Here is a 25119-nt window from a genome sequence, read left to right on the forward strand (position 1 = left end):
GATGCGCTTGACCACCATGACCGACTATGCGTTGCGCATGCTGATTTATCTCGGCCAGCACCCCGAGCGACTCTGCACCACGGCCGAAATCGCTCAGGCTTATGCCATTTCTGAAGCTCATCTGACCAAGATCACCCACCAGCTCGGTCTGGGCGGCTGGATCACCACGGTGCGCGGCAAGGGCGGCGGCATGCGGCTGGCCTTGGCGCCGGCGCAGATCATGCTGGGCGAGCTGGTGCGTGCGATCGAGCCCGATTTCTATTTGGTGGAGTGCTTGGGCAATGGAAATGCCTGCGGGCTGACCGGGCGTTGTCGCCTCACCGGCATCTTCAACGACGCTCTGGCGGCTTTTTTGGCGCAGTTGGATCGCTACAACCTGGCCGATCTCCTCAGCGCCCCAAAAGCGGACGCTGGTGACGCGACGATCGCAGTCGTGCTCGGCCTGCCGCAAGCCACTGCTGCCGTTCGGCGCACCCGCAAGCCTCATGAACCCGCCTGAACTGAATGCGGCGCCCGGCGACAGCACGCCGCGCCGGGTGATTCCGCTTTATGTTGCCGAGGCCAAGGTCTATCCGCGCTCGGTCAGCGGGCGTTTCGCCAATTGGCGCTGGTTGCTGGTGGCGCTGACACAGCTGTTCTTCTACGGCATGCCCTGGCTGCAGTGGAACGGCCACCAAGCGCTGCTGTTCGATCTTGAGGCAGGGCGCTTTTATGTGCTGGGCTTGCTGCTTTACCCGCAGGACTTCATCTATTTGGCCGCGCTGTTGGTGCTCAGCGCCCTGGCCCTGTTCTTTTTCACCGCTGTGGCCGGGCGCCTGTGGTGCGGCTACAGCTGCCCGCAAACCGTCTACACCGAGATGTTTCTCTGGATCGAGCGCCATACCGAGGGCGACCGCCAGGCCCGCATCAGCCTTGACCGCGCGCCTTGGGCTTGGCCAAAGCTGGCGCGCAAGTCGGCCAAGCATGCGGGCTGGCTGGCTCTGTCTTTGCTGACCGGATTCAGCTTTGTCGGCTATTTCATGCCGATACGCGAGTTGAGCCAGCAGTTGATTGATCTTCAATTGGCTGCGTGGCCCAGCTTCTGGGTGCTGTTTTATGGCGGCGCCACCTATGGCAATGCGGGCTTCCTGCGGGAGCAGATGTGCAAGTACATCTGCCCCTACGCGCGCTTCCAGAGCGCGCTGATCGATGCCGATTCGCTGATCATCAGTTACGACGCCGCCCGTGGCGAGCCGCGCGGTGCGCGTTCGCGCAAGAGCGCCGAGTTGCTGGCTGGCCAGACCGCTGATTGTGTGGACTGCACGCTTTGCGTGCAGGTCTGCCCGACCGGGATCGACATTCGTGACGGTCTGCAAAACGAGTGCATTGGCTGCGCTGCCTGCATCGATGTTTGCGATCAGGTGATGGACAAGGTCGGTGCGCCGCGCGGGTTGATCCGTTATGCCACCGAGAACGGCATCACCCATCACTGGACGCGTTCGCAGATGCTGGCCCGGGTGCTGCGTCCTCGTGTGCTGTTGTATGGCGCGGCGATGTTGCTGCTGAGCGCCGGCTTTGTGTTCAGCCTGCAGCAGCGCAGCGAGCTGCTGATTGACGTGGTCAAAGACCGGGGCGCCATGGCCAGACAGGTCGAGGACGGCATGATCGAGAACGTCTACCGCCTGCAGTTGATCAACCGTACCGAGGGGCCACTGCGCCTGCGGCTGAGCGCCGAGGGCTTGCCCGGCTTAGCGCTGCAGGCCAACGGCGGCACCGAGCTGCGGCTGGCACCGGCCGCCATCGGCGCGTTTCCAGTGCAGCTGCGATTGCCGCCGCAGGCCCAGCTGCAAGGTGGCCTGCAGCCGGGAACGCACACCGTGTACTTTTTGGCCGAGGATCTGGATCGCCCAGGCTCGGTGTTCCGCAGCAAAGCGGTGTTCTACCTGCCGCGCTGATGCTGAGCCCGCATCGCCCGTTGTTTGCAGCCGCCGCAGCGCTCTGGCTGGCCAGCGCGCTGTGGTGGTCGGCTCAGCTACTGATGCCACCGCCCGCCGGCCTGCTGCCGGCGTCGACCCTGCACGGTTTGCTGATGAGCCTAGGCTTCATGCCCTTGTTCATCGCCGGCTTTGTTTGCACCAGCCTGCCGCGCTGGTTGGACCAGCAACCCATCAATGGCCGGCCTCTGTGCCTGCCGGCTGCTGCGTCCGTGTTCGCTTGGTTGGGCTTGCTGCTGGCCGACGCGCAGGGCTGGCGCCACCTGGCCGGCTTGGCTGCGGCGCTGCCGGGCCTGTTTTTGCTGGGCCTGGCCCTGGGTTTGCTGCGCCGTTGTGGCCGGACCGGTGCGCGCTACTCGGGTCATGCCTGGGGCATCGCCGCCGCTCTGTCTTGGGTGGGCTTATGCCAGCTCAGCGCGGCGTTGGCCTTGCAGATCGACCCGCCGGGCTTGGTGCAAGGGGTGCAGCTGGCGCAGCGCCTCGGTCTGTGGCTGGGTGTTGGCACCGTCTTCATGCTGGCTTTGCAGCGGCTGACGCCTTTTTTGCACGAGCAAGGTCGCCGGACGCCCGGTTTGTTGATCGGCATGCTGCTGAGCTTGGTGCTGCGCTGCGTCCTTGATCTGGCTGCGTTGTGGGCCTGGCCGCTGCCGCCGTTGATGCGCTTGATGTCTGCCGGCGTCCTCGCGCTGCTGGCCGTTTTGGTTTTTCGTGACGCCCACGGGCCTGAGCTGGCCGCAGCGCGGCGAATGCCTTTGGTCGCCCAGCTTTATGTGGGCTATCTCTGGCTGGGCCTGAGCTTGCTGTTGGAGGCGGTGGCGCAGTTGGGGGCCTGGGCCGGGCGGCCTGGCCTGCTCGGCATGGCCGCGCTGCATGCGCTGAGTCTCGGGTTTATGGGCACGACGCTGCTGGCCATGGTGAGCCGGGTCAGCGCCGTACAGCATGGGCGCAGCGTGGCGGTCGACACCGGCCTGTGGCTGATGCAAGGCTTGCTGCAGTTGGCGGTGCTGGGGCGACTGGCGGCGGCGCTGTCTGTCTCCGCCGGGCTGGCTGGCTTGGCGCCATTTGTGCAGGCCGCGGCGTTGGGCTTTGCCCTGCTAGCCCTGGCCTGGTCGCTGCGCTACGGCCCGTGGCTGTTGCGGGGGCGTGCGGTTGATTGATGATGATCATGCGAACAAGGAGCAAATCAGTATGAACGACGACTCAACGCGGCTGCGCGAGCAGATTTTGCTGGCGCTGCGCGGTGTGGCCGATCCCGAAATCGGCGAAAACATTGTCGATCTTGGTCTGGTCGAATCGCTCACCCTGGAGCCTCAGTTGGCCTCGCTGCTGCTGATCCCGACCAGCGCCACCTGCCCGATGGCCGATCAGATCATGGAGGAGGCGGGTTGCGCCATCGAGCGCCTGGTGCCGCTGGACTGGCGCGTCGAGGTCGATATGGACTGGTCCATAGGCTGGACGCCGCAGCGCATGGCTGCGGCCTTGCGCCTGCGTCTGGGTTGGGGCGACGGGCCACTGCCATGAGGGCGAATCAGCCCCAGGCCCTGCCGCGTCCTTGGCTCTTACTGTGCCTGTTGCTGGCCTTGCTGAATTTGCTCTCCGGCCTGTTCGGCGGCCTGCAGCGTTTGGGAGCCGTTGGCGCGGAATTGGGTGGTCAGGCTCTGGTAGGCCACGGTGCTTTCATGATGGCCGGTTTCTTCGCCAGCCTGATCAGCCTGGAGAGAGCGGTGGCTTTGCGCCGTGGCGTTTGGGTGCCGCTGTGCTCGGGCGGCGCTGGTCTGCTGGCCATGCTGGGGCTGTGGCCTTGGGCGGCTGGGGCTTGGGTGTTGTCGGCGCTGGGCTTGATCGGACTGTACCTGTGGGCTGCGCGTTATCGCGCGGTCTCTTTGCCGCTAACGGTGGAGGCCAGCGCGACCGTCTCACTGCTGTGGGCGGCGCTTGCCTTCGCGTTGGGCGCAGCCGATCAGGCGCGCTGGGGCTGGAGCCTGTTTCTGGTGTTGACCATCGTCGGTGAGCGGCGCGAACTGATGCGCTTGCGGCCGCTACCGCGTTGGGCCGAACGGGCCTTCTTGTGGGCCTGGGGCTCGCTATTTGCCGTGGCCTTGCTGATGGGGCCGCAGCCCGGCCTCGCTGCGAAACTGGGCTGGGCGGTGCTGGGTTTGTTGGCCTTGTGGCTGCTGCGATTTGACCTGGCGCGGCTGCAATGGCGCATGCCCGGCTGGCCCGGCCACACTGCAATTTGCCTGCTTGTGGGCTATGTCTGGCTGCTGGCCGCAGCGTTGGCGGGCCTGCTGGGCCAGGGCAACGCCGGCGGTGTGGCCTGGCATTTGCTCTGGTTGGGCTTTGTTTTCGCAATGGTGTTTGGCCACGCGCCGCTGATGCTGCCTGCTCTGGCCGGTCTGCGGCCGCGGCATAGCCGCTGGGCGCTGCTGCCGCTGGCGGTGATGGGGTTAAGCTTGCTGCTGCGCACGCTGGCCTGGTTGAGCGGCCCATCGGCCTGGCTTGCATGGGCCGGCGTCGGCCATGGGCTGGCTTTGGTCATGTTCGGCCTGATCATGGCCGGGCTGGTTAGAACGAAGTGACAGCAAGGTCGGTGCGCAGCCGCCGACTCCCATGGCCGACCGGCTCTAGCCTTAAGACAGCGCCGCCATTCGGGCCGGGGCAAGAATGCGCAGCTCGCGATGGTGCATTTCGATCAGACATTGCTGCTGGAATTGGCGCAGGGTGCGCGACAGCGTTTCTGGCGTCACACCCAGTTGCGCCGCCAGGTCGCGTTTGAGCAGGCCCAGGTTCAGACATTCGCCGCTGCCCTGTAGTTTTTGCTCCTCAAGCAGCCACTGCGCCAAGCGAACTGGAAAGTCTTGCGTACTCATGGCCTGGCGCGCTGCCGTGGCCTCGCAGGCGGCGCTGCCCACGCTGTTCAGCAGCAGTTTCAACAGCACAGGGTGGCTGGCGCAAAGCTCCAATACGTCGTGGGCAGGAAATTCATGGGCGAGCACCGGTGTCAAGGCCAAGGCCGTTTCTGGAAACGGCGCTTGCGGCCAAGCACTGGCCAAATCTATCCACTGTCCGCCTTGCAATGCGCGCCCTTGCCGCCACACGTTTTTAGTGTCGCGCCTGCCCATGCTGAGCTTGCCGCGCACCAACAACCACAAGCTCCCCTGCGTATTGCAGACGCCGTCTCGCAGCAGGATGCCACGCTGCCGTATGCGGTGGCTGCGGCCCAAATGAGCCAGCGCGAGCAAGGCTTCGTCATCTTTGAGCAGGCTCGGCCACGCCTGCTGCAAAGCTTGGGTCAGCAATGCCGAAGCGGCGGCTTGGCCGGGTGTTGGCGCGGCTTCTTGATCCGCGCCTCGCTTCAAAAGCAAGGGTGGCGGCATACCGGATGAAGCCGCTTTAATTTCTTGCAATGGGGTGCTGAGGGTCATAGGGGATGTCTCCTGGAAAAGGCTAGAGGCCGCGCCACGGCGCCCTTGCGGCCCAACGTTTCAGGGGCAATCACCCTAACCGCCCCAAATTTTGCCAACGCCTAGTTGATCAGCGAAGGCCCTTACTCGGCCTTGAACTGGTACAAGATTGAGGATGAGTTCTGCATAGCGGCCTTGTTTCAACCGCGCCGCAGTTGCATCTTGGGGCTGAACAGCTTGAGCTCGGCCAACAGCGCTGGTGCCGGGTAATCGTCCCCCACGGCCGGCAGCGGCTGCGAACAAGTGACGGGCCTTGCCATCTGCAACACCCATTGTTGAACGCCGGCTTCGCGCAGCTGATCGCCGATGGCGCGCAAAACATCGTCATCGTGCAGCAGGGGATGCACGGTGCTGCGGCACTCGAAGGCGACGCCCGAGGCCGCCAAAATCTTCAAGCTATCCCGCACGGCGGCGGCCGACCGCTTGGCTCCGGCCGCGCCCAAACCAGCGATCTTGCCAAGCAGCTTCGCATCGTCAAGCGGGGTCTTGATGTCCAGGCCGACCCAGTCCAGCCAGGGCAGCAGCGGCGGCAGGCGCTGCGGCAGCATGCCGGCCGTGTGCAGGCCGATCTTGAAGCCGAGTGCTCGGGCCTGCGCCATCGCCTGCGGCAGGGCCGGGTCCAGCGTCGCCTCGCCGCCGCTGAAGACCACCGCGTCCAGCAGGCCCACGCGTAGTTCCAGCCAAGCCAGCAAGGCCGGCCAGTGCATGCTCTTCGCGCTGCGCCGCTGCATAGCGGGGTTATGGCAGTAGCCGCAGCGCCAGGGGCAGCCGGCAATGAAGACCACGGCCGCCAAATGGCCGGGGTAGTCCACGCTGCTGAAAGGCGTCAGGCCGGCGACAGCCAGCGCTGCTTGCTTCATCGGCAAAGCGTCAGCGGTGCCCGCTGCGGGCCCGGTTGACCCAGCTGGTCTTCTTGGAAATGCAGGCGCTGCTGGAACTCGCCCTGTTTACCGGTGTTGAAGGAGGCGACGGGCCGGTGGTAGCCCATCACGCGGGTCCAGATTTCGCAGCGCTGGCGTTCGTCTTCGCGCAGCAGGGCTTGGCCGTCGATGGGGCTGAGTTGGAGCTTGTTCATGGTGGGTGTCTTTCGTTCAGTGAGTAAATGTCAAGCAAGGACAGGGGAAGTGGTCAGCGCGTCGGACTTCTGACTCTTGCGCGCCAGCGCCTGGGCGTCGCAGCGGGGACAAAACTCATGTTTGCCGCTCAGATAGCCGTGCGTCGGGCAGATCGAGAAGGTCGGTGTGACGGTGATGTACGGCAGCTTGAAGCGGGACAGCGAGCGCCGCAACACCTCGCGGCAGGCCGCGGCGCTGCTGAGGGCCTCGTTCATATACAGATGCAAGACGGTGCCGCCTGTGTATTTACGCTGCAGCTCGTCCTGGCGCTCCAGCGCCTCGAAGGGGTCATCGGTGAAGCCGACCGGCAGCTGCGAGCTGTTGGTGTAGTAGGGCTGTTCGGGCGTGCCGGCCTGCAGGATGGCGGGGAAGCGTTTTTTGTCTTCTTTGGCGAAGCGGTAGGTTGTGCCTTCGGCCGGCGTCGCCTCCAGGTTGTAGAGGTGGCCGGTCTGTTCCTGGAACTCGATCATGCAGGCGCGCACATGGTCGAGCAAGCGCAGTGCAAGCGCATGGCCGGCGGGGCTGGTGATGTCGTCCCGGTCAGCGCTGAAGTTGCGGATCATCTCGTTGATGCCGTTCACGCCCAGCGTCGAGAAATGGTTGCGCAAGGTGCCCAGATAGCGCTTGGTGTAGGGGAACAAGCCCTCGTCGATCAGGCGCTGGATCAGCTTGCGCTTGATCTCCAGGCTGTCGCGGCCCAGATCCAGCAGCTTATCCAGCCGGGCCAGCAGGCCGGCTTCGTCGCCAGCATGCAGATGGCCCAGGCGGGCGCAGTTGATCGTCACCACGCCGAGCGAGCCGGTCTGCTCGGCCGAGCCGAACAGGCCGTTGCCGCGCTTGAGCAGCTCGCGCAGGTCCAGCTGCAGGCGGCAGCACATCGAGCGCACCATATTCGGAGTCAGCTCGGAGTTGAGGAAGTTCTGGAAGTAGGGCAGGCCGTAGCGCGCCGTCATCTCGAACAGCGCCTCGGCATTGGCGCTGTGCCAGTCGAAGTCTTTGGTGATGTTGTAGGTCGGGATCGGGAAGGTGAAGGCCCGGCCCTTGGCGTCGCCGGTCATCATCACGTCGATATAGGCGCGGTTGATCAGGTCCATCTCGACCTGCAGCTCGCCGTAGCAAAAACCCATTTCGCGCCCGGCGATCTGCGGCACTTGCTCGCGCAGATCATCCGGGCAGGTCCAGTCGAAGGTCAGGTTGGTGAACGGCGTCTGCGTACCCCAGCGCGATGGCACATTGAGGTTGTAGACCAGCTCTTGCATGCATTGGCGCACCTGCGCGTAGCTCAGAGCGTCCTTGCGCACATAGGGTGCCAGATAGGTGTCAAAGCTGCTGAAGGCCTGGGCGCCGGCCCATTCGTTTTGCAGCGTGCCGAGGAAGTTGACGATCTGGCCGACCGCGCTGGACAGATGCTGCGGCGGGCCCGACTCGACCTTGCCGGCGACGCCGTTCAGCCCCTCGTTGAGCAGCGTGCGCAGCGACCAGCCGGCGCAATAGCCGCTCAACATATCCAGATCATGGATGTGCAGATCGGCTTCGCGGTGGGCTTGGCCTATGGCCGGCGGGTAGACCTGGTCCAGCCAGTAATTGGCCACCACCTTGCCCGACACATTGAGGATCAGCCCGCCCAGGCTCCAGCCCTGGTTGGCATTCGCCTTGATGCGCCAGTCACGCTGCTGCAGGTACTCGTCCATGGTGTCTTGCACAGCGACCAGTGTCTGGCGAGCGCCGCGCAGTTTGGCGTGTTGCTCGCGGTACACCACATAGGCGCGCAAGGTCTGGCGCAGGCCGGCCTCGAACAGCGCCGCTTCGACGGCGTCCTGGATCTGTTCAACCGTCAGCAAGGCCTGACCCTCCTCGGCCGGCGGCGTTGGCCGGGCCGGCTGCGCAGCCAAGGCGCTGCAAAAAGCCCACAGCTTGGGTAGCACGGCTTGCTCGCACAGGTGCAGGGCAGCCAGCCGGTCTAACTCGCCGCTGGCGGCCCCGGCGCTGGCCAGGGCCTGGGCGATTTTGCTTGCATCAAAGGCCACCAGGCGGCCACAGCGCTTGCTGATTTGCATAAGGTGAAAACTCCATATCTAGTGTTGGGCTGGAGAATATTCACTAGGGGTAGTGTTTGCAAGCGCAATTGGAGGGGGTGCTGAGGAAACCTTGAGCCAGCGCAATGAGCTTTGTCAAGTGAACTCAAGGGGACAGGGGAGGTGGCGCTTGATGTCGCTCAAAGGTTTCTTTGCCGACGCGGGGCAAGATGGCAAGCATGAATGCAAATCACGCTCCGCTTGATCCGGCCGCTCAGGCGGCAGGTCAACTTCCCCTGGTTTACAGCTGCTCGGGATGCTCAGATGCTGCGCAGCTCGCCAATCATCTGGCCGTTCGTCTGGACCGCGCTGGCTTGGCGGAGATGTCTTGCATTGCAGGCGTGGGCGGCGGTGTACCGAATTTGGTGCGCAAGGCGCGAGAAGCCGCAGCCACGGGGCGGCCCATCATTGCCCTGGACGGCTGTGTGCTGGCCTGCTGCCGCGCCTGTCTGAGTCAACAGAAACTGGAGCCCAGCCGCCATGTGCTCTTGAACGAGTTGGGGGTTCGTAAGCGCTACCACTTGGCTTTCGATGCCGAGCAGGCTGACTGTTTGTTTGCCGAATTGGCCAATGAGCTGAAGGCGCAGGGCCAGGCGCCTTCAAGCGTGCTCAAAGCCTAGCCACGTTGGGGGGCCTTTGCTGACACTGGCTGTCAGTGGCGTCGCCGATTGCCGGCTTGTTCAGCTCGCTTTGCAGGGCCGAGCTGCTATGACCCGGCTTGAATGAATCAGCGGAGCGGCCCGCCTGCATCCGGCATCGAGAGTCGCTTGACCGCCGCAACGAAGCGACGCAGCGTGGGTGAAATCGCGCCAGGCGGCAGCCGAACGTCCAGCAGTTGGAAGCGGCCCCGCTCCGCATGGGCGAGTGCCAAGGCGCGCACCAGTTCTTCGACGGTAGCCACCTTGTAGCCTTTGCCGCCCATACCGGCCGCCATGGACGCAAAGTCCCATTCGCCGCGATCGTGAAAATGGCTTTCGGGTTGAAAAGTGCGCAGCATCTCCCAACTGGAATTGTTGAACAGCACGACGATGGGGTCGCAGCCCAGCGACCGGGCATTGCCGAGCTCCCACCCCGTCATCTGGAATGCGCCGTCGCCGACCAGCACGAGCGGGCGTCGCCCGGTGGCCACTTGCAGGCCCAGACCGGCGGGCACGCCATAGCCCATGGTGGCGTAATAGCCGGGTGCCAGCAAATCGGTGGGCAAAAGATCCAGGGCGGTGAACAGGCAGTCCCCAACGTCACAGGCCACCGGCATCGGCCCGTGGGCCAGCATCATCTGGTTGAGCGCGGATGCGATTGCGGCAGGACTCACGGCCTCATCCGGGGCGGGCAGCTCTTGCGCTGCGGGCAAATTTGGCGGCGCAGCTTGCTGCACCGGCGCGCTGCATGCCGGGCTCGCCGGCAATCGCAACAGCATGGCGTCGACCAGCTCCGCAATCGGGATGGCTTGATAGACGTGGTGGCCCATTTCGACCTGACCCTGCCAGACCCGGATCGCATGTCGGAAATCGATGCGCTTGGAGGACACGGCGAAGTTGCTGTCACTGACAATCGCGCCCAGCAGCAGCAGACCGTCCGAGGACTCGACCTGCTCGCACAGCTCGTGGTCGCCGGCGAGGCCCAGATAGGTGCCCAGGGCTGCGCAGCCCGTTTGGTTGAGCAAGCCTCGGCCCATCAAGGTGGTGGCCAGCGGAATGTTCAGGCGGCGGGCCAGTTCGGCGACTTTTTCTTCAATGCCGTAACGTCTAATTTCAACGCCCACCAGCATGAATGGTCGGCGCGCCTGGCGCAGACGGCTCAACAGCTCGTCGGCACAGGCCGCCAGACGCTCTGTGTCCACGACCTCGGCCGGGCTGCTGCCCACAGGCTCGCAGGCTTGCATCGGCATATCGCGCGGTATCTCCAGATAGACCGGCCCGGCCCGGCGAAGCGCCTGGTCCAGCACCCGGGCAATCAGCGCCGGAGCGGTCCGCGCATCGTCCAGACGGGCCCGGTCCACCGTGACTTCTTCGAGCAGGCGCCACTGCGAATCCAAGGTCTTGACCTGATGGTGCAGCAGCAGGCCGCTATCGGCTTCATGGACGGCCGGCGCGCCCGACAACAGCACCAGCGGCACGCGCTCTGCGTAGGCGGCGGCCATCGGGTTGATCATGTTCAAGGCGCCCGCGCCATAGGTGACGGCTGCGACGCCCAGCCCGCCGCGGGCGCGCGCGGCGGCGTCGGCCGCGAAGCCCAGGCCGGGTTCGTGCGAGAGGGTATGCAGGGGCAAAACGCCCGACTTTTCCATCGCGCCAAACAAGGGCAAGGCAAAGTCACCCGGTATGCCGAAAATCTCGGTGGCGCCGCGTGCCTTCAGGGCCAGCAGCAACTCGTGGGTCAAGTTCATGGCGGAGTTCCGGTGGGGATCAAGAGAGCAAGGGTGCGGGGTGTCTGGCGTTTGGTGTCTGGTGCAAGCGGCTCATCGCTGCGGCCCCCAAGGCGCTCGCCCGCTCGGTTCAGGCCAGAGCGGCCCGATGGCGTCCAGGGTGTTCTTCAGCACCAAGCCGTACTCGGTGTCGCCTTCCATCACCAAGGCGCGCTCAAAGAAAAGGCGATCGGCGTCGTCTTGGCCGCGCAACAAGCGCCAAAGCGCGTCGCTGCGGGCCCGTATGGTCACGGCCGCTGCGCCGGTGTGGGCGCGCACCGCTTGAAAGCCCTGTGGCCCCAGCCGCAGACGCAAACGCAAACCCGTTTCGATCAATTCCAGCTCGACGACGCGGCCCTGCAGCGCCGCGCGCTGCCCGGCATCCAGCTTGGGCCAAAGCAGCCGATCCAGCGCCCGCGCAGCGCACCAAGAGGGCGGCTCGGTCGGCAGGCGTCGCACCAGCTTGCGGGCATGGTCCAACCATGCGGGCAGGGCGCGTGGCGAATTCTTGCTGTCGAAGTCAGACATGTTCCAGCTCCTGCATGCCCGGCTGTCGCCGCGCGTAACCATCCAGCAAAGCACCCGGCAGCGGCAGGCGGCGCAGCTGCTGCAGCGCGTCGCCGGCAGCAGCGCCCTGGTTGAGCACTGCGTCAAACTGCCGCACGACTTCGGCAAAACCCTGGCTGCAGGGCGAGAGGCGCAGTCGATCAACCCCGGCGGCGCGCAGGGCCGGTGCCTGGCCGATCAGGCATTGCAGATCGGCCGATTGGGTGCTGATGCCGTTGAGCGCCAAAAACGCCTGGCCTTCGCTGCTGCGCAGCAGCAGTCCGTCCGCATCATCGCGGCAACGGAACTCGCATTGGTCCTTGCTGAGTCGGTGGTGCCGCGCCGTAAAGCAGCGCGCCGAGAAGGCCAGCGGCATGCGGCCAAAGCCGAAGACTTCGGTGCTGACGCGCTGCGAGCTGCCGACTGGATTGATCAGCGCCACGGCGTCGAGAGCGAGTTCCAGCGGCGCCACCCAGGTGCTGATGCCTGCGCCTGCATGCACTGTTTCATGCGGGGTATCGCGAAGGGGTTCATTGAGGGTTTCACGCAGCGCAGCGGCGCTGTAGATGTTGAGATGCGGGCCCAGCACCAGCGGTCGGCGCCGGTCCGCTGCTTGCTCGCTCCAGGCCTGCAACGCGCTGGTGTCACCGGCTTCGATGCTGAATTCGGTTTGCTCGGTGATGCGGCGCACGCTGCGCAACTCGGCCTCGCTCATCACCAAGGGCAAAGTGGCCAGGCGAACATTTTTGCCGCTTGACTGCAGATCGCGCGCCAGATCAAGCCAGTCGGCGTGGCTGAATTCGTTACGCCGCGAGCAGCACACTTCGCCCAGCACCAAGCAGTCGGCCGGCCCCTCGGCCAGCTCGGCGTAAAACTCCATCATCTGCTGGCGTGGCCACCAGTATTGAAGTGGCCCTACGGTCAAATGCAGACGGGGCAGTTGAAGGCTTGCAGGCGTCATGTCGTTCTCAGGTCATTCATATGCTTGATGCGTTCAGCGCCAAGGGCGGTCGAAGGCCCCGAGCGTGCTCTGCTGGCCTTCGGCCCAGCGACCTAGCTCGTTCTGCCAGGCCGGCTGCACGCTGTAGCGCTCGCCGTTGCGCAAGCTGTCGAGTGCCTCGCGCCAGACACGGGTGACGCCGGCCACATAGCTGGGGCTGCGCTGGCGGCCTTCGATCTTGATGGCGCGCACCCCGCTGGCGATCAGCGCAGGCAGCAAGGCGAGGGTGTTGAGGCTGGTCGGCTCCTCCAGTGCGTAGTCCGGCACCGCAGCGTCGCCGACATTGAAGCGGCCCTTGCACAAAGTGGGGTAGCCACGCGGCTCCTGCGGCCCATAACGGTCAATCAAAACGCCAGCCAGGCGCGCTTCAACGCCAGCCAGGCCCTCGAGCCACTGCACCGCTGCTGGCGGCGAACAAACGCCCGCTGTGTTCGGTGATTGGCCGGTGGCGTAGGAGGACAAGGCGCAACGCCCCTCGACCATCACGCACAGGCTGCCGAAACCAAAGACTTCGATCTCAACCTGGGTGTTGCGGATTACCTGCTGAATCTGCTGCAAGGTCAGCACCCGCGGCAAAACCGCACGCTGGATGCCGAAACGTTGGCGGTAGTACTCGATGGCGGTGTGACTGGTGGCCGAGGCCTGCACCGACAGATGCAGGCGCAGGCCCGGGTGGTGATCGCGTGCATAGGCGAGCACGGCGGTGTCGGCCACGATCAGCGCGTCGGCGCCCAGTGCGGCTGCCGCGTCTACGGCGGCGCACCACGGCCGGTCGTCGCGGGCATCGGCATAGGTGTTCAGCGCCATCAGCACTTGGCGGCCATGTGCGTGGGCATAGGCCACACCCTCGCGCACCTGAGCGTCGTCGAAATTAAGGCCCGCAAAATTGCGGGCATTGGTGGCGTTTTTGAGGCCTAAGTAGACGGCGTCAGCGCCGGCATCGACGGCTTGGGTAAGGGCGCGCAGGGATCCGGCGGGGGCAACTAAATCGGGAACGATAAGGATGGTCATAGGGCTCTGGCTGCAAATTTGCACGACCGGGCCGGTGCCCCAGAGTGCGGGCTGAAGTCTAGATTCGCGAGGCCGTTGACTCTTTGCCCTCCCGCAAGGCTTTCACTTGAGTTCAGTCAAGCGCCTGCTCGCATGCCGAGTCTTGCTTTTTAGACCACCATGCCCTGTTCACAAAGGCGGGCGGAGCTCGAGATCAGCCGCAACTGCTTGATGCTGAAACGTTGCAGCCATAGCATTGAAAAGTCGCTGGGTGGCTTATCAGGCTTAAAAGGGCCAAGCACTGTGCTGGCTTGCCACCGCCGCCATCAGGCTGACTAGGCACAAGGCAATGATCAGTGCCAGTCGTCTTTGCCTCAAATTGCGGCCACGCTTGATGGCGAAAGAGCCCGCCACAATGTAGCCAATCAGCAGGATCAGCCTCAGGCCCAGCCAGTGCTGCACCGTAGGATCCAGACCGAGCATCCACCAAAGGCTCGCGCCAGCGGTCAAGAGCAGCGCATCGACGATCACGCAAAGGCGCCGCGCCACGGTACCCAGAGGCCAACCGTGCCCCGCTTGACTTGCCAATGCGCGGATCACAAAGTAGCCAACGCTGCAAGCCACCAAGTTCAGATGGGTGTATTTGATGAGCCCGTAGTAGGGCACCCTGACCGACATCGCCAGCGGCTGGACCGAATGCATATCCATGCGAATGCGCAATCAAATGCTGGTCGTCGAGGCGCTGAGCAAAGCCGTGACCGACCTGCCGTTCGCCATGCTCGGCGTGGACTTGGATAACGACAGCGCCTTCATGAATTAAACCGTCTATGAATACTGCAAGGGACTTGGTCTTGAGCAAACTCGCTCGCGGGCCTACAAGAAGAACGACCAGGGTTGGGTCGAGCAGAAGAATGGTGCCATCGTGAGGCGGTTGGTAGGCTATGGCCGTCCGAGCGGAAGCGAGGCCACAAATACCCTGGCCAAGCTCTATGCGTCATCACGCCTGTACATCAATTTCTTTCAGCCGTCGTTCAAACTGAAGTCGAAGACACGCGATGGCGCTCATGTGCAAAAGGTCTACTTCACGCCGGCAACGCTTTGCGACAGGCTGCAAGCCCATGAAGGCATCGCCAACTTCAATAGCCGGACAGGACACTCAGAGTGCAGGACAAGGCTCATATTAGGTCACATGCATTGAGCCCGAAGGTGCTCGGGGAACGTCCGAAATGATCGACAGGTCAACGCGAAGGAATCAAGGCCAGTCGTAGCTTGGGTCAGATCAAATCGGCGTTCGAACAGAATGTGAACTGAGTGTCGTAGCTGTCCCCCTTGCTGCCTACCGACGGTTCAATGCCGGCCTCGGCGAGGCGCTCGCTGTACCGAATGGACACGTACTGCGAACCACGGTCCGAGTGGTGAATCAAGCTCCTGTCAGAGTCCGGCCGGCGGTCGTAGAGAGCTTGCTCAAGCGGATCGAGCACGAAGTCGGTGTGCATCGAACTGCTGACCCGCCAGCCCACGATTTGCCTGGCAAATACATCGATCACAAAGGCCACGTACAGCCAGCCCTGCCAAGTCGATACGTAGGGGTGAGTAGACCGGGGGAATTGAACCCCCGGCCCCTTGCAGAACCGGAGGTGAGCCTCTCGACTCATCCGGCTCCCGTCATCCAGCATTCGGTATGCATCCAAGCGACCAATGCACAAATGCAGCATTGTTGGCTTTCGCGACGGTTGACCTCGCGTTCGAGTTCATTGACGCGTTGAGCCTCGGCCGCGCTGACGCCGGAGCGAACACCCGCGTCAACTTCTTGGCGCTGGACCCAGTCCAGCAACGTCTTCGGTACACATCCGATCTTCGGAGCTATCGACTCCACGGCAGCCCATAGCGATGGGTACTCTCCGCGGTGCTCTTGGACCATGCGGACGGCCCGCTCACGGACTTCAGGTGAGAACTTGTTTGACTTCTTCATGGCTCCATCTTCTCAAAGGTTGGAGCCTCCTCAACCCGGGGCGATTCAGTGCAGCAGTAAATCGTCCAAATAGAGCGCCCGACTTTTGCCGCTCGCCCCTCATCCTGAAGAACTAGTGCGCAACAGTGCGACTAGCCCTGACCATCGTTCTGAAGAACTAGGCGTCGGCCAGATTTGACTTAGCGCAAGTTTCGAATTCAGTCACTTCGCAGAATCTCCCTCCAGCAGACCCTCCCATGCCTCTTCTTGGAGCCAACGAAATGCCAACCACTTTCGATCTACTCAGTTATTTGTCAGTGCTGCCCTTGTTTGCCGACATGGAGTCCAATGAATTGCGCCGATTGGCAGACAAGGGCTGCCGCTTGCAGCGCTTGGGCCGAGGCGAGGTGATTTTCCGCGTGGGCGAGTGTTGTGACGAGTTCCATGTGGTGGTGACAGGTCAGGTAAAGCTGTTTGTGCTGGCCAGCAGCGGTGCCGAGAAGGTAATCGAGTTGATCGGTCCGGGTCACAGCTTCGGCGAAGCGCCAATGTTCTCGGGCCAGGGCCATCTGGTCAACGCGCAAGCACTCAGCGAAACCTTCTTGTTGTCCATCTCCAAGAACGCTGTAATGGATGAGATTCAACGCGACCCGCGTTTTGCCCTGCGTATGCTTGTCGGTGTGTCCAATCGCCTGCACGGCATGATCAGCGACGTGGAGTCCTACTGCTTGCACAGCGGCATACAGCGAGTGATCGGCTATTTGTTGCGTGATCACATGTTGCAAGACAAACACTCCGACCAAGCCATCACAATCTCTTTGCCGGTCAGCAAAGCGACCATTGCCTCGCGCCTGTCGCTGACACCTGAGTATTTCTCACGCGTGCTGCATGAGTTGGAGTATGAAGGGCTGATCGAGGTTGACCGCCGCGATATTCACATCCTCAACACTCAAGTCTTGGCAAGATACCCACTACAGTAGCGGCACTCCCTTTTTCTTCGCCTGATCTCCTCATGCAAATCAGTAATTTTCAAGACCTGCTCGATGCCGCTACCTTGCAGTGCGCCGTTCAGCGCTTGCTGCTGGTGTTTGCCGGAGCCACGCTGCCCAAGGGTGCATCGGCCCAGCAGCGCGCCGAGTTCGAGGCCGGCCACGGCGGCGAACTCGATCCTCTGATGTGCGTGGACAAGCTGCCGCAGGAGCTGAGTAGCTTTTCTGCACTGGCGGATGAAGCCGATCAGTTGATGCGCGCCAATCAGCAGTATTGGCAAATTGTTTTCGTGGCCAGCCTATCGGGCAGCTCAGGTCTCCCGCCCAGCCCAGAGCAAGCTGAAAAAGCCTTGACGGCCATGGTGGACGCCATCAGGGGCGGGCGGATCGACGGCTTTATACCCTTCAATCGCCAAGGTGCAGCGGTCAATCTGCAAGCGGGGTAATGGGCCTGGCAATTTGGCCGCGTTCGGCCTTCATCCAGCCCCTGAATACCGGTCAGTGATTTGAGGGGTTCCATAATTTTGCTGCGAGCGACAGGGCGGCCCCGCGGTAGTACTCGTCGGCAAGGATCCCGTCCTGGGCTGTCCGCGAAAGTAAATGTTGGAACAACGCGAGGGTGAATGTGGGAATGCGTGTAATCGCAGCGATCTACGGGCCGACGATGTGGTGCGCGTGGGCAAGAATGGTCAAGTCAGCCACCAGCGGCGACATGCAAGTAGGGCAGGCCAGTGGTGTAGCCACTGCCGCCGGGTCCAGGCGATAGGGGATGGTCTTCCCGCAGTGCGGGCAGGCCTGAATCAGGGGAGCGTTGTGGGTGGGACAGCGGGTGATCGGCGAAAACTGGAACAGTGCTGCGTGAAGCCCTTCGGCCATGCAGGCCGGGCACCAGCGTAAATTGGCACTCGTCAGAGCCAGCGCTGGCGACGACTGCGAGGCCACACAAGCACCGGCGCATAGTGCGCCGGGCTGCATGCCGCTGAAATGGGCGAGGGCGTCGAGATCAAACGCTTCAAGCACGCGCAGGTCAACGCCCTGATACAGCCCTGTGCGCGACAGCGAGCTGACGCAGCGCGCCACCGTCGCATAGGGCAGCCGGTTCACGAACTGCCACTTGCCCACGATCGCCCAGCGCGACTCCACGGGCCGTGACCAGCCCGGCCTGCGGGTGTAGTCGTGACCTGCTCCCCTCCGACCGTACCAAGCAAAAGTAGTAGGGGTCCGCTTTTCAGGAGAATCGCGGACATGAGAAAGAGCAAATTCACCGATGAACAGATCATTGGGTTCCTCAAGCAGGCCGAGGCCGGCATGGCCGTGGCGGAGATCTGCCGCAAGGGCGGGTTCTCGGACGCCACCTTCTACAAGTGGCGCGCCAAGTTCGGCGGCATGGAAGTGTCTGAGGCCAAGCGGTTGAGGGAGTTGGAGGCGGAGAACGCCAAGCTCAAGCATCTGCTGGCCGAGGCGCATCTGGACATGCACGCACTCAAGAGCGTGCTCGGTGTAAAAAGATAGCCCCACAGGCCAAGCGAGTGGCCATCAAACAGCTGATCGAAGAACATCAGCTGTCTGAGCGCCGCGCCTGCGGGCTTGTGGGGCTAAGCCGAGACAGCTACCGGCACCCGCCGGTGCCCAGCGCTCAAACCGAAGCGCTGAAGACCAAGATCGTGCATGTGCGCAGGCGCTTCGGCTATCGGCGCGTGCACGATCTGCTGCGTCCGGAGTTTCCGGGCGTCAATCACAAGCGGGTGTATCGGCTGTACAGCGCAGCCGACTTGGCCGTGCGCAAGCGCAAGAAGGTCAAACGCCCGGTCGGCGAGCGCACGCCGCTGAGCACGGCTCGCCAAGTGAACGAGGTGTGGAGTATGGACTTTGTATCGGACAGCTTGGCCAATGGCCGGCGCATCAAGTGCTTGACCGTGGCCGATGACTACAGCCACGAGTGCGCGGACATCGCCGTCGACTATGGAATCAGCGGCTTGTACGTGACGCGCTTGTTGGATCAGGCCGCCAGGTTCAGGGGCTATCCCGCTGCTGTGCGAACCGACAACGGCCCGGAGTTCACAAGCCGCGTGTTCATCGGTTGGGCGCAGGAGCATGGCATCCAGCACATCTTGATCGAGCCAGGCCGCCCCATGCAGAACGGCTACATCGAGAGCTTCAACGGCAAGTTCAGGGACGAGTGCTTGAACGAACACTGGTTCCAAACCTTGCCTCAAGCCAGGACGGAGATTGCCGCTTGGCGGCGTGACTACAACGAGGTCAGACCGCACAGCAGCATAGGGCGAGTGCCTCCAGCTCAGTTTGCTGAGCCGCATCGCCGAAGTACTGGAGACGCTGCTCGACATCTGATCCCCACAGAATTCCATTAACCTTCAACCCTGGACCCCTGCCGAATCATTGGTACGGCTAAAGGGGGCAGGTCACGGACTCTTTGATCTTGTGCAAGTTCATCTGTAGCAATATTTCCCGAGACCGATCAGAATCAGAATCGCCAAAATATTAACTTCAATTTGAAAACATTTGCACTCGGTCGCGTCCATTGACCTTGGCAAGGTACATGGCATTATCTGCGTGACTAAGAAGAGTTTCCTGATCCTCCCCATGAACAGGATACATGGCTATACCAATACTGGAGGATAAATGAGCAATCCGTTGTGACCCAAGATCGAACGGCTGAGTGATCGATACACGAATTTTTTCAGCCACCTGTACCGCATTGGCCGCATGTTCTAGCGGCGATAAAAATACTACAAATTCGTCACCACCCATACGAGCAACCATATCGGATGCCCGTAGGCAATTCTGCAATCGCTTCGCTACCACTTGAAGGAGTATGTCGCCAGCATCATGACCCCAACGGTCATTCACCGGCTTAAATTGGTCCAGATCTATAAACAGAATAGCAGCCAGTGTGTTATTGCGCCGAGCCAGCTGCAAATCGTGTGCCATTTGGCTGGACATTAGATTTCGATTCGGAAGACTAGTCAGAGGGTCATGATTTGCGAGGTGTAGGATGCGTTTCTCATGGGACTTCCGCAGGGAGATGTCTTGTACGGTTGCAACGAAAAAGTCCACGGTTCTTTGAGGATTTCGGACACACCGGACATCAATTGTAGCGTCAACTATTTCGCCGTCTTTGCGAATAAATTTTTTGTCCATGGCGTAGCCCTCGCTGAGACCCGCCACCACACGGTTAAATTCGGCAATGTCCGCCGCTAGATAATCTTGGTGAGTAAGTTCGGCCCAACTTTTTTCAACAAGTTCTTCACGGGAGTATCCAAGGATCTCGCATAGGCGGTCGTTCACCATCAGCCAGCGTTTGGTATCCGGTGCCGTGATTGCCATACCGATGAATGGTAAACTATAAAATAAGTCAAGTAATTCAGCTTGTTTACGGCCTTTCTCTTCGGCGGCGATTCGATCAGTGACATCGGTCGCTAGCAGCACAGAAGATATTACCTGCCCACTATCAATTACGGGTGATATACGCCCTTCGTACCAACGAATAGAACCAGACGGGCCGTAACCCCTGGCCAAATATTGGCTAACCTGTGCGTGTTCAAAGGTGTATGTCAACGCCGCAAGCATTTCAGCGTGGTATTGAGGCAGTGCCCAAGTACAAAAATGTTTGCCAATTACTTCGCTTGGGACGAATCCGACTAGAACCTTGCTTAGGAAAAGCATTTGCCCGTGCTTGTCCAATTCAACAAATATGTTGTCCATGCTGGCCAACATGGTGTGCAAGGCGAGTGTTGAACCGCCTTGCGTCGTTGGAATTGGGCTTGGAGACATAGGGGCGTGCACCGTTGTTGCGAATTGCGGCCATTTTCCGTCCGCTAGCTCGATTTTTGCATGGGGTTCGGTGTAACACCGCGGCGAACTTTGAGAGTCGCTAGGGGCCTTAGTCCGAACTTGACTCAACCTCACTCGGGCTCGTTCTCGAACTTCACCTTTGGCACATTGCTGATGACGGGCTAAAGTCAAGTGCGTGCCCAAAGCGGACCCTGGTCGACATAGAAGGAACGCTCAACGTTCGAGGTGAGGGCGGGAACCCACGCCTCCTGCCTCACCATATTAGACGACTTGCGATCCTTGAGGTGTCCGAATAAGACCTTCCCATGGTATTCAGCCAACATCACCTCTTGTTAATGGCGATATTCATGTACTTGACGGAAGGAGGAGTCTAGATCAAGCTATGTTCAATGCCTATCTGCTGGATAACTTGACTGAAGCCGCGTTGTCAGCTCTTGAGCGCGCTAGCGGCGTATTTTCAGCAATTGAGGCCAGTTCTCTGAACTTGAAATTTGGCGGAAGTCAAACACCAAGAACATGGATACTTAGAATTTAATATTCAGGTTAACGTGCGCCTAGAACACCGAGGTCATCAAGATGAAGTTAGTCGCTGAGAATCGAGTGATGCAAAGGTTGTTTTGGGTATGGCTCGGCGTCGTTTCATCTCTCCTGATATTTTGGGTATCGGTGGTGTCGGTCATGCGCACCGAGGCGCTGCAAGCCGGGGAAGACGTCGCCTCGGCTTACGTCAAGTTTGCGGAAGTCCAAGCAAGCGGATCGTTCGAATCAGCTGAGCAACTCTTGCAACTGGTGCAACTGCGCTTGTCCACGCTGAAGGCCGCCGGGCAACTGACCACGGCTGCGGCCAACGCGATGCTGACCAAGGAGTTGGCCGGAGCACATCAATTGAATGGGCTCTGGGTCTTAGACAAACATGGCCATGTGGTGTACGACACACAAGAACATACGGTGGGGCTCGATCTTTCAGATCGGAGCTTCTTTACCGCACATACCGCGAGCGAACAAAGTCTATTTTTCATCGACAGGCCGGTAATAAGCCGTCGTAACGACAAATGGCAGCTTAGTGTTTCGGCAGCTATTAGGGCGACAGACGGCAGTTTGGCAGGGGTTGTCGTGGCGTCGATCGACTTACAGTTCTTCGAGCGCCTATGGGGCAATATGGATTTAGGCCCGAATGGCTCTTTGGCTTTGTTGTCAATAGACGGTGAAGTCTTGATGCGAAATCCATTCTTGGCCACCTATTTTGAAAAGAATGTCAAGCACCGGCCCCTCTTTACGCATTACTTACCGGTCAAGTCGCAAGGCACGTATGTCGATGCCAGCTCATTGGATGGAATATACCGCACCTTCGCCTACAAAAGGTCTGAAAGCATTCCAAAGCTTGTCTTGGTTGTGGGTATCTCTCAAGCCCATATGTTGCGGGCTTGGAAAGAATTTTCTTCGGCATCGTTTCTAATATGGCTGGCAGCCTCGGCGGCTCTGGCTTGGTTGAGTAGAAAATTGGCTATAGAGTGGGTTCAACGGATAAAGGCCGAAGAAGCCATCAGCGCAAGCGAATTGTCTTGGCGACACATGTTTGAACATAGCCCGGTAGCCCAATTGCTGCAGTTGCCGTCCTCGTTTATTGTCGCAGTTAATGCGCAGTTTCTAGCTTTGACTGGCTTTGAATCTCCTGAGGTGATCGGCCAAAATTTCAGCGATCATAGTTTCTTTGAGCGCGAAAATCAACTCCGCTCAGCAGAATTCAGTTTACAGAATACCGGCGGGTTTGACGACATCAAGCAACTTCGGCGCAAGGACGGCAAGCTACGCCTCATCAGAATGTCCAGTTGCGATTTAACCTGCGCCGGTGCGTTGCACCGGCTATATTCTTTCACCGACGTGACGCAGGAATACGAAGCCGCTAAGCAAGCCTTTATAAGCCAGCGAGCTTTGGCAGAAATATCGCAAGGCGTACTCATCACAGATTCCGATCGAATGACTATTTCGGTCAACCGCGCCTTTGAAGTGCTGACCGGCTATACCAGCGCTGAAATTATTGGGCGCTCTTGCTCGATATTGCAAGGCGCCTTGACCGACCCTGCGACCGTGGCGCAAATACGCGAGGCGCTTTCCCTACAACAGGCCTTTAAAGGCGAAGTGTTGAATTACCGCAAGGACGGGTCTTTATTTTGGAATGAGCTAACCATCAACCCGGTTCTAAATCAAAAAGGTACCCTGATGTACTTTGTCGGAATTCAGCATGAAATCACCCAGAGAAAAAAATATGAGCAGTATCTTAAAATAACCGAGCAGGTATTCACCCAAGGCAAAGAAGGCATTACCATTACCCACCAAACGGGCAAAATTATCAAAGTAAACAGTGCATTTACAGCGATTACAGGATATTCAGAACTGGAAGTTATTGGCAAGAACCCTAGGGTATTATCGTCAGGCATCCATAATTCTGACTATTTTAAGGATATGTGGGCAGAAATTATGGATCAAGGCTCGTGGTCCGGAGAAATATACAATCGCCATAAGAACGGTACCATCTACCCAGAGTTACTGACCATTACTGTGCTAAGGGACACTGCTGGCAATGTAAGCAACTTCTTGGGAAGCTTTAGCGACCTCACGCAGGTTAAAGCGGCCGAGAGCCACATCCACCGCCTTTCACATTTTGATGCTTTAACGGGCCTACCGAATCGCACCCTCGCGAAGAACAGAACCGCACACGTCATCAGCATGATGCACAGCAGCAGTGAACAGCTCTGCATGTTGTTGGTCAGCCTGGACCACTTCAAAATCATCAACGAAACCATGGGTCACCATGTCGGCGACAAACTGTTGATCGAAACCGCAAAACGCTTGAGCCAATCTGTTCGAGACCAAGATACCGTCTCGCATCACGCAGGTAAAGAGTTCTTGGTCATTCTGCCGGCGACCAACCCGGAGGGTTCTGCGCATTTGGCCGCTGAGTTGCTGTGGAATATCTCCCAGCCCTTCAAGGTGGGTGGGCAAGAATTCGAACTCACCGCATCGATCGGGCTTGCAACCTTTCCTGATAACGGCGAAGACTTTGAGTCCTTGTTCAAATCTGCCGAGATCGCTCTGCATCGAGCGCAAGCCAGTGGACACGATAACTTCAAGTTCTACAGCGAGAAAATGTACCAGGATGTCCTGGGGCATGAAAAAACTGTGCGGGCGCTGCGGTTGGCCCCCGAGCGAAGTGAATTTCAGATGCTCTACCAACCCTTGGCCGATTTGCAGACTGGCAGCATTTGCGGCATGGAGGCCTTGCTTCGATGGCAGCATCCTGAGCAAGGGACTATTTCTCCGAGCATTTTTATTCCAATTGCAGAAACCTCGGGGCTGATGATAAAAATCGGCCTCTGGGTGCTGCGACAGGTTTGCAGTGACTTGCGCATTTGGCTTGACAAAGGTATCAACCCACCCCCGGTTGCGGTGAATATTTCTCCCTTGCAGTTTCATGATCCCAATTTGGTAAATGAATTCTGTGCGGTACTCGCAGAACAGGGCATTTCACCCCATTTGATTCAGTTGGAAGTCACGGAATCGGCTCTGATGGATGATGTAAGCCGTTGCGAAGCGATGCTGCATGAACTCAAAGTGGCGGGTTTCCAACTTTCCCTGGATGATTTTGGCACCGGTTATTCTTCACTAAATTATCTGAAGCGCTACCCTTTTGACAAGGTGAAAATCGATCAGTCTTTCATCCGGGATATCGACAATACTCGTGAGGACGCCGTTATCGTCAAGGTCATCATCTCGATGGCGCACGGCTTAGGTTTGCGCGTGATTGCCGAAGGGGTGGAGACCGAAACGCAATGTGAAATATTGCGCACCAATGTTTGCGATGAGATTCAAGGATATTTGTTTTCTCGCCCAGTGAATGCCGCTGCGCTGGAAAGCCTATTGATAGAGTTGCGCCAACTGCCCGCACATCTATTGCGTTTTCGGAAACTGCAGCGCACGCTGCTGCTGGTCGATGATGAGCCCAACGTTTTATCTTCGCTCAAACGACTTTTCGGCCGCGATGGCCATCATATTTTGTTAGCCAACAGCGGTGCTGAAGGACTAGCAATTTTATCGAATAACAAAGTAGACGTCATTATTTCAGACCAACGGATGCCCGGCATGACTGGGGTAGAATTTTTTCGTGAAGCCAAGCTTCGCTTCCCCGGTACGATCCGTATCGTGCTTTCAGGATGTACCGAACTGCAGTCCGTGACCGATGCGATCAATGAAGGCGCTATTTATCGGTTCTTAACCAAACCCTGGGTGGATGAACAACTTCGAGAGCAAATTAACAAGGCCTTCGAGCACAAGGAGTTGATTGAAGAGAATCAGCAACTGGATATAAAGATTCGTACGGCCAACCAGGAACTGGTGGCGGCCAACCGCCAATTGAGTGCGGTGGTAAATGCAACCCGCAAGAAAGTAGCGGCAGATGCCACCAGCCTGGCGGTTGTGCATGAGGTATTGCAATATGTGCCTACGCCGGTGATCGGCCTTGATGATGATGATGTAATCGTGTTCGCAAACTTAGCGGCCGAGCATCTATTTGCTAGTAAAGGGCCTTTGATGGGCCTCGATTTGCTACATGTCTTGCCCGAGTTGCATCAAGCCATGCTGTCGTTGGCCGCGCAAACAGTCGCTATCGTCGAGGTTTCTGCCGGGCAATTGCAAGTGTGCTGGACCTACATGGGCAGCAGTTCCCAGTCACGTGGCCGCTTGATCACCTTGACGCTGCAGGCGCTGACCCTATGAAGATGCTGACACTGAACCAAGTCCTG

At 60.0% G+C, this 25119-nt stretch carries 19 protein-coding genes and 3 pseudogenes; 10 read left to right on the forward strand and 12 right to left on the reverse strand.

From position 1 onward, the window contains the following. The first annotated feature begins 1 nt into the window (after nt 1). From PRZ03_RS18000 to PRZ03_RS18020, 5 genes are read left to right on the forward strand one after another with little or no spacing between them, the layout of a single operon-like run. Nucleotides 2-499 (forward strand): RrF2 family transcriptional regulator, encoded by a 498-nt coding sequence (locus tag PRZ03_RS18000; RefSeq protein WP_273601632.1) that lies wholly within the window; start codon nt 2-4, stop codon nt 497-499. After that, on the forward strand, nt 486-1934 hold the full coding sequence (gene ccoG / locus PRZ03_RS18005; protein ID WP_273601634.1) for a cytochrome c oxidase accessory protein CcoG: 1449 nt from the start codon (nt 486-488) through the stop codon (nt 1932-1934). Before PRZ03_RS18000 ends, ccoG begins: the two co-directional genes overlap by 14 nt. Further along, nucleotides 1934-3130: an NnrS family protein gene (locus tag PRZ03_RS18010; RefSeq protein ID WP_273601635.1), complete on the forward strand. Its 1197-nt coding sequence runs from the start codon at nt 1934-1936 to the stop codon at nt 3128-3130. The genes ccoG and PRZ03_RS18010 overlap by 1 nt, the downstream gene beginning before the upstream one ends. A gap of 31 nt (nt 3131-3161) precedes the next feature. Beyond that, nucleotides 3162-3494 carry a metal-sulfur cluster assembly factor gene (locus tag PRZ03_RS18015; RefSeq protein ID WP_273601637.1) on the forward strand — a complete coding sequence of 111 codons (333 nt, stop codon included), beginning with the start codon at nt 3162-3164 and terminating at the stop codon, nt 3492-3494. Next, on the forward strand, nt 3491-4552 hold the full coding sequence (locus PRZ03_RS18020; RefSeq protein ID WP_273601638.1) for a hypothetical protein: 1062 nt from the start codon (nt 3491-3493) through the stop codon (nt 4550-4552). Before PRZ03_RS18015 ends, PRZ03_RS18020 begins: the two co-directional genes overlap by 4 nt. A 51-nt stretch (nt 4553-4603) precedes the next feature. Here PRZ03_RS18020 and PRZ03_RS18025 read toward each other — a convergent pair whose 3' ends face one another. From PRZ03_RS18025 to PRZ03_RS18035, 3 genes and pseudogenes are all read right to left on the reverse strand, one after another. Continuing rightward, nucleotides 4604-5398 carry a Crp/Fnr family transcriptional regulator gene (locus tag PRZ03_RS18025; protein ID WP_273601639.1) on the reverse strand — a complete coding sequence of 265 codons (795 nt, stop codon included), beginning with the start codon at nt 5396-5398 and terminating at the stop codon, nt 4604-4606. 179 nt (nt 5399-5577) lie between these two features. Further along, on the reverse strand, nt 5578-6297 hold the full coding sequence (locus PRZ03_RS18030; protein ID WP_273601640.1) for an anaerobic ribonucleoside-triphosphate reductase activating protein: 720 nt from the start codon (nt 6295-6297) through the stop codon (nt 5578-5580). After that, nucleotides 6294-8609 (reverse strand): annotated as a pseudogene (locus PRZ03_RS18035) (ribonucleoside triphosphate reductase). The gene PRZ03_RS18030 and the pseudogene PRZ03_RS18035 overlap by 4 nt, the downstream one beginning before the upstream one ends. A gap of 197 nt (nt 8610-8806) precedes the next feature. Here PRZ03_RS18035 and PRZ03_RS18040 point away from each other — a divergent pair. Beyond that, nucleotides 8807-9247 (forward strand): putative zinc-binding protein, encoded by a 441-nt coding sequence (locus tag PRZ03_RS18040; protein ID WP_273601641.1) that lies wholly within the window; start codon nt 8807-8809, stop codon nt 9245-9247. A 107-nt stretch (nt 9248-9354) separates the two neighbouring features. Here the strand turns inward: PRZ03_RS18040 and ipdC are convergent, their stop codons facing one another. From ipdC to PRZ03_RS18075, 7 genes and pseudogenes are all read right to left on the reverse strand, one after another. Continuing rightward, entirely contained in the window at nt 9355-11013 is a 1659-nt protein-coding gene (gene ipdC / locus PRZ03_RS18045) for an indolepyruvate/phenylpyruvate decarboxylase (protein ID WP_273601642.1), read from the reverse strand. A gap of 72 nt (nt 11014-11085) precedes the next feature. After that, entirely contained in the window at nt 11086-11559 is a 474-nt protein-coding gene (gene ubiT, locus PRZ03_RS18050) for a ubiquinone anaerobic biosynthesis accessory factor UbiT (RefSeq protein WP_273601643.1), read from the reverse strand. Further along, nucleotides 11552-12538 carry a U32 family peptidase gene (locus PRZ03_RS18055; RefSeq protein ID WP_273601644.1) on the reverse strand — a complete coding sequence of 329 codons (987 nt, stop codon included), beginning with the start codon at nt 12536-12538 and terminating at the stop codon, nt 11552-11554. Before PRZ03_RS18055 ends, ubiT begins: the two co-directional genes overlap by 8 nt. A gap of 33 nt (nt 12539-12571) precedes the next feature. After that, complete coding sequence (ubiU, locus tag PRZ03_RS18060) at nt 12572-13588, reverse strand: ubiquinone anaerobic biosynthesis protein UbiU (RefSeq protein WP_273601645.1); 1017 nt, start codon at nt 13586-13588, stop codon at nt 12572-12574. A 264-nt stretch (nt 13589-13852) separates the two neighbouring features. Further along, complete coding sequence (locus tag PRZ03_RS18065; RefSeq protein WP_273601646.1) at nt 13853-14275, reverse strand: SirB2 family protein; 423 nt, start codon at nt 14273-14275, stop codon at nt 13853-13855. Nucleotides 14276-14880: 605 nt separating this feature from the next. Beyond that, nucleotides 14881-15165 (reverse strand): annotated as a pseudogene (locus PRZ03_RS18070) (DDE-type integrase/transposase/recombinase); the annotation flags it as partial. Between the two features lie 149 nt (nt 15166-15314). Beyond that, nucleotides 15315-15539: pseudogene (locus tag PRZ03_RS18075) on the reverse strand (IS3 family transposase); the annotation flags it as partial. A gap of 260 nt (nt 15540-15799) precedes the next feature. On the opposite strand from PRZ03_RS18075, the gene PRZ03_RS18080 reads away from it, so the two are divergent. Both PRZ03_RS18080 and PRZ03_RS18085 read left to right on the forward strand, forming a co-directional pair. After that, on the forward strand, nt 15800-16498 hold the full coding sequence (locus PRZ03_RS18080) for a Crp/Fnr family transcriptional regulator (protein ID WP_273601647.1): 699 nt from the start codon (nt 15800-15802) through the stop codon (nt 16496-16498). A gap of 32 nt (nt 16499-16530) precedes the next feature. Further along, nucleotides 16531-16953 carry a ribonucleotide reductase subunit alpha gene (locus PRZ03_RS18085; protein ID WP_273601648.1) on the forward strand — a complete coding sequence of 141 codons (423 nt, stop codon included), beginning with the start codon at nt 16531-16533 and terminating at the stop codon, nt 16951-16953. Nucleotides 16954-17158: 205 nt separating this feature from the next. Here the strand turns inward: PRZ03_RS18085 and PRZ03_RS18090 are convergent, their stop codons facing one another. Next, entirely contained in the window at nt 17159-17629 is a 471-nt protein-coding gene (locus tag PRZ03_RS18090) for a TniQ family protein (protein ID WP_273601649.1), read from the reverse strand. Nucleotides 17630-17752: 123 nt separating this feature from the next. On the opposite strand from PRZ03_RS18090, the gene PRZ03_RS18095 reads away from it, so the two are divergent. Next, a protein-coding gene (locus tag PRZ03_RS18095; protein ID WP_273601650.1) for an IS3 family transposase occupies nt 17753-18876 on the forward strand; the annotation gives its coding sequence in 2 pieces (ribosomal slippage) (nt 17753-18014 and nt 18014-18876; 1125 coding nt in all). 136 nt (nt 18877-19012) lie between these two features. Here the strand turns inward: PRZ03_RS18095 and PRZ03_RS18100 are convergent. Beyond that, a complete protein-coding gene (locus tag PRZ03_RS18100) occupies nt 19013-20299 on the reverse strand; it encodes a diguanylate cyclase domain-containing protein (protein ID WP_273601651.1) in 1287 nt (428 codons plus the stop codon). A gap of 597 nt (nt 20300-20896) precedes the next feature. Here PRZ03_RS18100 and PRZ03_RS18105 point away from each other — a divergent pair. Beyond that, nucleotides 20897-25093 carry an EAL domain-containing protein gene (locus tag PRZ03_RS18105; RefSeq protein WP_273601652.1) on the forward strand — a complete coding sequence of 1399 codons (4197 nt, stop codon included), beginning with the start codon at nt 20897-20899 and terminating at the stop codon, nt 25091-25093. Nucleotides 25094-25119 lie beyond the last annotated feature (26 nt).

Origin of the sequence: Roseateles albus (genome assembly GCF_028595345.1) — a bacterium.
In the GTDB taxonomy this organism is placed as follows: Bacteria; Pseudomonadota; Gammaproteobacteria; order Burkholderiales; family Burkholderiaceae_C; genus Paucibacter_A; species Paucibacter_A albus.